1 protein-coding gene and 1 pseudogene are annotated in these 1,306 nt (G+C 62.3%); both read right to left on the bottom strand.

What is annotated here, in order from left to right:
* Positions 1-123 (bottom strand): annotated as a pseudogene (locus tag AC1DT2_RS23640) (recombinase RecA); the annotation flags it as partial.
* Between the two features lie 98 nt (positions 124-221).
* Complete coding sequence (locus AC1DT2_RS23635; RefSeq protein ID WP_213947933.1) at positions 222-731, bottom strand: CinA family protein; 510 nt, start codon at positions 729-731, stop codon at positions 222-224.
* Between the last annotated feature and the right edge of the window lie 575 nt (positions 732-1,306).

Below are 1,306 nucleotides of genomic sequence, written 5' to 3'. Positions count from 1 at the left end.
GGTCGAGACCGTGTCGATCGTATCGTCGGCGCGATCGCCAAGACGCATGACGGCACCCTTGCCGAACTGCTTTTCAATCTGGCCGAGGGCACTCGCCAGCGCCTTGCGCTTATTGTCGTCCATCGTCATATCCGGGTCTCGTGTGTAGATAAGTATCTTGCCCGACCGTGGTCTCAGGGACTGCGATCCGCAATCGCCAAGTGTGCCACAGGCGGCCCGGCTCAGCCCCTGAGCTCGGAGGTCATTCCAGCAAGTGCGCGAGCCACCGTCTGTCGGCGGACGGCCTCGCGATCGCCCGAAAAGTGGAAGAGTTCGGCGCGGGCGTACCCGCCCCGGCGCTTCCAGCCAATCCATACCGTCCCTACCGGCTTATCGGGCGTCCCACCGGACGGCCCCGCGATACCGGTGACCGCCACGGCGACGCCTGCGCCGTACCGGGCCAGCGCGCCGGAAACCATCTCCAGCACCGTCTCCTCGCTGACCGCGCCGGTCCGCTCAAGGGTTCGCGGGTTCACCCCGAGCAGGGACTCCTTTGCGCTGTAGCTATACGTGACGACCCCCGCCTCGAACCACGCCGAGCTTCCGGCCAGGTCGGTGAGCGTCTTGGCGATCCAGCCACCGGTGCACGACTCGGCCGTCGCAACCATCACCCGCCGCTCCTGGGCGGCGGTGGCGACGTCCTGGGCCAACGCCATGAGGTCAGCGTCGGAGGGGATGGTGGGCGAATCCATGGGCGGGTCCTGTAGGGAAAGGGAGAGGTTCTACTCCCGGGGCTTTGCGATGTCGATCCGACGACAGAGACGGCCGAGGAATTTTGAGAAAACTTCTATGGCGTCCTGCGTTGTTGCGACGGTGTCATGCCGCTATTATGACAACCATAACGTGACGTCTTTTCGCTTCCATAAGTTGCCATTACTCCACCCGAAGATCGCTCCGTAAGGTTCGCCTCGAAAGGACGCGGGCGAGACCGTGCGTGTCAGGGGAAGCGCACCTACAGCGCGCCAAGGGCGAGAGCCACTCATCGGTCGTGGTTCGTTCAGTCACCATTTGATCGCTCGAGCCTTTCCGCTCGCAGCGACGCTCGACCGCGGCCCGTAACACACTGAAAACATCGACGTGTCGCACGCCTGACACGAAAAAACGACAACTTATGGAAAGCGGATGTCCGGGACAAATGGTTGCAACGGCAACATTCACGAGCCTTACACATTTCCGGCAATTCGGTGCGCCAATGCACACTTGTGCAGTGACGCGCGTCGCGCCAGAAGGCGTTTCACGCATGTTACATGCCAGAAATGTGTGACAA

Source organism: Luteibacter sp. P4_E6 (genome assembly GCF_056401535.1).
The sequence above is the reverse complement of the archived record's forward strand: the minus strand, read 5'-3'. Positions and strand labels throughout refer to the sequence as shown.